5 protein-coding genes are annotated in these 6,416 nt (G+C 39.7%); 3 read left to right on the top strand and 2 right to left on the bottom strand.

Annotated features, from left to right (window positions below):
* Window positions 1–741 (top strand): alpha/beta hydrolase family protein (locus AC1DPQ_RS14145; protein WP_477609848.1); only part of this gene is annotated, 741 nt, incomplete at its 5' end.
* Between the two features lie 42 nt (window positions 742–783).
* Here AC1DPQ_RS14145 and AC1DPQ_RS14150 read toward each other — a convergent pair.
* Window positions 784–2,445 carry an ABC transporter substrate-binding protein gene (locus AC1DPQ_RS14150; RefSeq protein ID WP_477609850.1) on the bottom strand — a complete coding sequence of 554 codons (1,662 nt, stop codon included), beginning with the start codon at window positions 2,443–2,445 and terminating at the stop codon, window positions 784–786.
* A 19-nt stretch (window positions 2,446–2,464) separates the two neighbouring features.
* Between AC1DPQ_RS14150 and AC1DPQ_RS14155 the strand changes: the two genes are divergently transcribed.
* Window positions 2,465–2,917: a substrate-binding domain-containing protein gene (locus AC1DPQ_RS14155; RefSeq protein ID WP_029275832.1), complete on the top strand. Its 453-nt coding sequence runs from the start codon at window positions 2,465–2,467 to the stop codon at window positions 2,915–2,917.
* Window positions 2,918–3,176: 259 nt separating this feature from the next.
* On the opposite strand, the gene AC1DPQ_RS14160 is transcribed toward AC1DPQ_RS14155, so the two are convergent.
* Window positions 3,177–4,514 carry a sigma-54-dependent transcriptional regulator gene (locus AC1DPQ_RS14160; protein ID WP_477582010.1) on the bottom strand — a complete coding sequence of 446 codons (1,338 nt, stop codon included), beginning with the start codon at window positions 4,512–4,514 and terminating at the stop codon, window positions 3,177–3,179.
* Window positions 4,515–4,929: 415 nt separating this feature from the next.
* On the opposite strand from AC1DPQ_RS14160, the gene AC1DPQ_RS14165 reads away from it, so the two are divergent.
* Window positions 4,930–6,416, top strand: a 1,487-nt coding sequence (locus AC1DPQ_RS14165; protein WP_477609852.1) for a PIG-L family deacetylase, incomplete at its 3' end; no start/stop codon positions are given.

Genomic DNA, 6,416 nt, shown 5'->3' on the forward strand with positions numbered 1-6,416 from the left:
GTATATGGACAATTGTTTTCTCCAAAAAAAGCAGATAAAAACAAGTCAGCAATCGTATATGTTCATGGTGGCCCTCAACGGCAAATGTTTTTGGGTTGGAACCCGATGGATTATTATTCAATTGATTATGCTTTAAACCAGTACCTGGTAAATATGGGGTTTACGGTTTTATCTGTAAATTACCGTTTGGGTACTGGTTATGGTTTTGATTTTCATAAACCTTTAAATGCCGGGCCACAAGGAGCAGCAGAATATCAGGATATAAAGGCTGCAGGCGAATGGTTAGCGAATCAGAAGGATATCAATAAAAATAAAATCGGCATTTATGGAGGTTCATATGGTGGCTACTTAACTGCGCTGGCACTTGGAAAAGATTCTAAATTGTTTGCAGCTGGGGTAGATATCCATGGCGTAAATTATAGGTTTAGTAATCCAGGAACCGAAGGAAAGGAGCCTGCCCCAGATGCTGCACTGGCCGCCAGGATAGCCACATCATCATCTCCGGTGAGTTATATCAACACGTGGACATCGCCAACATTGATTATACATGCTGATGATGATAGGAATGTTGCTTTTACTCAGAGTGTTGACCTTGCCAAGCGTTTTGAAGATAAGAAGTTTGATTTTGAATTTCTGGCCATTCCTGATGATACCCATCATTGGATGAAATTTTCTAACGGGTTAAAGGTGAGTGAAGCAACGRCCGATTTTCTTAAAAGGAAGTTAATGGATAAGAAGTAGCAATGGTTGCTTGTTGAAGACAACGTTTAGTTGACGATTTTTCTATTTCTTTTTTATCCGTTTCAAAATCATTAAACTCTGTGGATTAAAGGAATAACCTGAAATGTTGTTCTGAAGCATCACTACAGATTGATCGTAGAAAAGCGGAACAACAGGAGCATAATCCATTACCATCTGATCCATTTTGCGATACAGCTCAAAGCGTTTTTCGTTATCGGTTTCATAATAGCTTTTCTCAAACAGCTGATCGAATTCTTTATTGTAAAAAGCAGTGTAATTTGGTCCATAAGGGACTTTATTTTTTGAATAAAACATAGAAAGGAAATTCTCTCCATCGCCATAATCGGCCAGCCAGGAGCCACGGAAAAAGTTTACGCTGTTTTTCGACATTAAATCCCTTAAGCTGGCACTTGGGCTTACATCAATTTTAACTTTAATACCTACGGCAGTAAGCTCGCCCTGAATAAATTCGATCAGGTCTTTGTAGGTTGTCGTTGTATTTAGGGTTACTTCTCCCATACCTTTACCTTCTGGGAAACCAGCTTCCTCTAAAAGTTTAGCAGCAAGTTTTGGGTTATAGGCATATCCCTTTACAGCGAGGCTATCAAAACCAGGCATGCCTTTAGGAATGAAACCAGATGTTGCCGCTATGCCAATGCCATTTCTTAGGTATTTAATCAATCTGTCGCGATCGATTGAATAATTAATGGCCTGCCTGATTTTTTTTAAGCGCAATGGCGATTTCTTCACAATTGAAAGATTGGTATCAACCAATATACCTACATACTCGGTACATAAGTATGGGCTTTTGGTTAAGGTAAATTTTCCTTTGTACTTCGAGGTCATTTTTCCGCTTTTGGTCAGGATATCGTCGCGGTAACTGCCGTCAACATTATAGTAGAAATCCAGGTCCTTTTTCAGGAAACTCATGAAACCACTTTGTTTATCGGTGATGAAGCTGGCTTTTACAGCATCAAGGTAGGGTAATGCCATTCCTTTGGCGTCTTTTTCAAAATAATGCTCGTTTTTTAAAAGCACTAATATTTCACCTTCTTTCCAGTATTTAAATTTAAAAGGGCCGGTGCCAACAGGATGACTTCTGAAATCCTTACCATAATGTTCTACAACTTCTTTGGGTACAACAGAGCAGTATTGTGTAGTAAGTAAACTCATAAAGGGTGGGAAAGGACGCACCAGTTTGATCTGGAAAGTAGAATCATTTAACGCGATAAAATTATGCTTATCCTTCACTTTATCACTAAAAATCCACCCGCCCGATGAGGCGACCTTTGGATCGATTAAACGATAAAAACTATATACAAAATCACTTGCGGTTACTTTTCGGCCTTTGCCATTTTTAAAAATAGGATCATCATGAAAGTAAACATCCTTACGCAGGTTAAAAGTGTWAGTTAAAGCATCTTCCGAAACCTGCCAGCTTTTGGCTATGCAGGGCAGTGTTTGCAAGGATGAATCGATCTGTACCAAACCATTAAAAATCTGGTTGGTCATCCAGATGGCATTCTGGTTGCGCGCAAAGGCCGGATCAATAGAGGTTAAACCCTGATCGAGATTAATATTGAAGACTTTTTTGTCCTGATGATCAGCATTTTCCTTACAAGAAAAGAATAAGCTTACACAAAAAAACCAAAATATATAATTAAATGAGCCTCGCATGCGATCAGGAATGTTATTTTTGCACAAATTAATAAATTTAATGCAGATGTCTTTTTTAAACGATTTATTTATCGGCCTCGATGCTGCTCACCAAGAAGAATTACAGGAACGTTTAGATTTAGTGGAGCACAAGATTAAGTTTATGGATAAAATGCCTGTAGCCTGCTTAGATACGAGCAACAATCCGGAATATTTTTTATCGGAAGAAATTTCGCTGGCAGGTGGAATGATAGCGACTGACATACTAAGCGCTGTTTTTATTATTTACTATCAGCCGGGTAAAACTTTAACCGATTTAATGAGAGAAGTACCTGCGGCATTAAATACCGATTGGCAAGCGGTACAAAACAACAGAATCATTTTATTAAATGACGATGTTAACCGCGAAAGAACTGCTGAAAATGCCGTCTCGCTAATAGAAGATATCGCCGAAATGTTACACCCGGGTTCTTTTATCTTTGGTCACGAAGGTGATAAATGGATCAGATTTGGCGCATAGGGAATGTGAGATTTGAGAGACTAGATATGAGATGTGAGACGGTTGATGGGAGACTGGCCGTTGCACTTAAAACCTTTCAACTCTCTAACTTTTTCAATGCTTGCGCTCGTTTCCAAACGAGTGCATAAATAGTAATACGATTTAATCGTTTGAGACGATAGGCAATTCAACGCTTGTTGGCCTAATCTTATTGCGATGATTAGACTTGCAACCTTTTAACTTTCCAACTTTTACCTTCCGGCCCTCCACCTTCCAGCCTTTAAATTTCCTTAATCTGGTATTCTTCTATTTTACGGTAAAGTGTGGTTAAACCAATCCCCAGTAATCGCGAGGTTTCTGTTTTATTCCCTTTGGTATGGATGAGTACTTTTTGAATGTGTTGCTTTTCTATCTGTTGTAGATTATAATCATTTTCTATTGGTGCAAATTCAAAAAATTCGGGAGGTAAGGCGGTAGCGCTTAAGGTATCTCCATCCGACAGGATTACCAAACGTTCGATCACATTTTTAAGTTCCCGGATATTTCCTTTCCAGCTATGATCGCTCAATATTGATAAAATTTTATCATCCATTTTTGGTGCTGATCGGTTTACTTTATCTGCAAATTCTTTTAAGTAGTGTTTTGCCAATGCAGGGATGTCGGCTTTCCGATCGCGTAACGGTGGTAAGGTAATGGTGAAAACCGAAAGCCGATAATAAAGATCGGAGCGGAATTTTCCAGAAGTTGCATCGGCTTTTAAATTTTTATTTGTGGCGGCTAATATCCGAACATTTACCTGTTGCGTTTGGGTATCGCCTACTTTGATAAAAGTCTGACTTTCGAGTACACGCAATAGCTTTGCCTGTAAATCGAGGTTCATCTCGCCGATTTCATCCAGTAATAATGTGCCACCATTAGCTTCTTCCAACAGGCCTTTCTTGTCTTTATTGGCCCCAGTAAAAGCCCCGGCTTTGTATCCGAAGAGTTCGCTTTCCAGTAAATCAGGGCTAAAGCCACTGCAATTTAAGGCCACAAATGGTTTTGCTGCCCTAGGGCTTTCGTAATGGATAGATTGAGCGAAAACTTCCTTTCCAGTTCCAGTTTCGCCCAATAACAAAACAGTTGTATCGGTTGCACTTACTTTCTTGGCCAGATCAATCGCTTCCTTTAAAGCTTTTGATTGACCGATTATGGTTTCGAAGCTGTGTTTTTTAGCAATTTTGTTTTCCAGATCGGAAACCCTGCGCTGCAGATTTGATTTATCCATCGCCTTGTACAAAAGCGGAATAATCTTGTCGTTATCATCGCCTTTTACCAGATAATCGAATGCCCCGTTTTTAATTGCCAAAACGCCATCGGCAATGGTGCCGTAAGCAGTAAGATTTATAATTTCGACATAAGATTTTATGGCTTTGACATCTTTAACCAGCGCTACTCCATTAACATCAGGTAGTTTAACATCGCTGATTACAATGCTGACATCGTTATTTTTAAGCAATTTAAGGCCTTCTTTTCCAGTATTGGCTTGTAAGGTCTTAAATCCTTCTAATTCTATAATCCTGGAAAGYAAACTGCAGATTTTCTTTTCATCATCGATGATGAGCACCATGCCATTCATAGGTAAAATTTATGCTGCAATATTAAGTATAAAAATATCGAAAGATGATGAGGTGGATAAAATAAACAACTTTGGTTTTTAAACTTCAGGCTTCCGACTCCAGACTCCCAACTCCTTTTTCCTCGGTCTGTGTCCTCACAGAACGAAAGGATAAATATTGCTAAATTGGATTTAGAAAAGAAAGGAGTGACCTGTGGAGACATAGACCACTGGTTGAGATTAAATGATTTTTCGTAAAACCGAGTAAGGTCTTCGACTACGCTCAGACTGACAAATGTATGGTTATCTTTGGTCTTTAAGCTTTGGTCTCCCGACTCCAGACTTCCAACTCCGGACTTATTTTGTACCTTTTTCGTTTCCGAAGCATTAAAGTAAAAGCTTTTTGAGCATATTTGGTTTTTGCAAAACAAATTCTATGTTTAAGAGACTAACCGCAATATTCATATTTTGCTTTCCAGCAGTTTTTTGTGCTGCCCAACAAGTACGCCCAGCCAGATCTTCTGAAATTTATAGAGAGATAAAAACGTTAAAACACCTTCCGAAAGTTTTATATCTGGCTGCTCACCCCGATGATGAGAATACTGGTTTATTATCTTGGTTAATCAACGATCAAAACGTAGAAACAGCTTATTTGTCGCTTACCAGGGGAGACGGCGGACAAAACCTTTTGGGCACCGAACAAGGTGCAGCCTTRGGCCTGATCAGAACACACGAACTTTTGGAAGCCCGTAGATTGGACGGTGCGCAACAATTTTTCACCAGGGCAATCGATTTCGGATTCTCTAAAAATACCAACGATACTTTTAAACAGTGGGATGCCGATAGCATTACCGCCGATGTGGTTTGGGTGATCAGAAAATTTAGGCCGGATGTAATTATCTGTCGTTTCCCGCCAACTGCTGCTGCGGGTCACGGTCAGCATGCTGCTTCGGCGGTTGTGGCGGAAAAAGCATTTAAGGCTGCTGCTGATAAAAATATGTTTCCAAACCAGCTTAAATATGTATCTGTTTGGCAACCAAAAAGACTATTGTGGAACACTTTTAGGTTTGGTTCAGTAAATACCACAGCCGAAAATCAATTAAAGGCAACTGTTGGGCAATACGACGCACAATTGGGAATGGGTTATGGTGAGCTGGCAGGATTAAGCCGAAGTTTACACAAAAGCCAGGGAGCAGGAACACAATCGGTGGCCGGTGTACGTTCCGATTATTTTACAAATGTTTTAGGCGATCCTGCTAAAAGAACTTTGTTCGATGGCTTAAGCCTTAACTGGTCAGACAAAGGTATAGGCGATATTGATGAACTAATCGATATTATCCTGTTATCTTTCAATTATAACCAACCCGATAAGAGCCTGCACGGATTGTTGATGCTGAGAAAGAAAATTGCCGAATTGCAGGATGCAGCCTTGAGAAAAGATAAGCTTGCGGCTATCGATAACATCATTTTAAGCAGTATAGGTTTTATGGGTGAGGTGGTAACCAATCAACCCGAAGCAATTGCCGGCAATAGTTATAATTTTCGTTTAAACTTAATTTCAAGATCGGCCACCCCTGTTATTATTGAAGGTGTGAACTGGTTAAACCAGACAGATAATTTAAATAGAAAGCTTGCTAACGACTCGCTGATTACCATTGAACGTAAAATCCAGATTCCGGCAGACGCGGCACTTACTGAACCTTATTGGTTAGCCAAGCCTGCAAAAGATGCGGCAACATTCAGCGTAGCTAACGATACTTTAATCGGGCTTCCAGAAATGCAATCGCCTGTTAATGTGCTGTTGTCGCTGAAAATAGAGGCGGAAAAATTTAAAATCAGATTGCCTTTATCGTATAAAAAATTAGATCCTGTTAAAGGTGATGTTGTAGAAGCACTGAGGATCATTCCCGCTCTCGATTTAAG

The organism is Pedobacter sp. 01T416_2 (assembly GCF_056398925.1).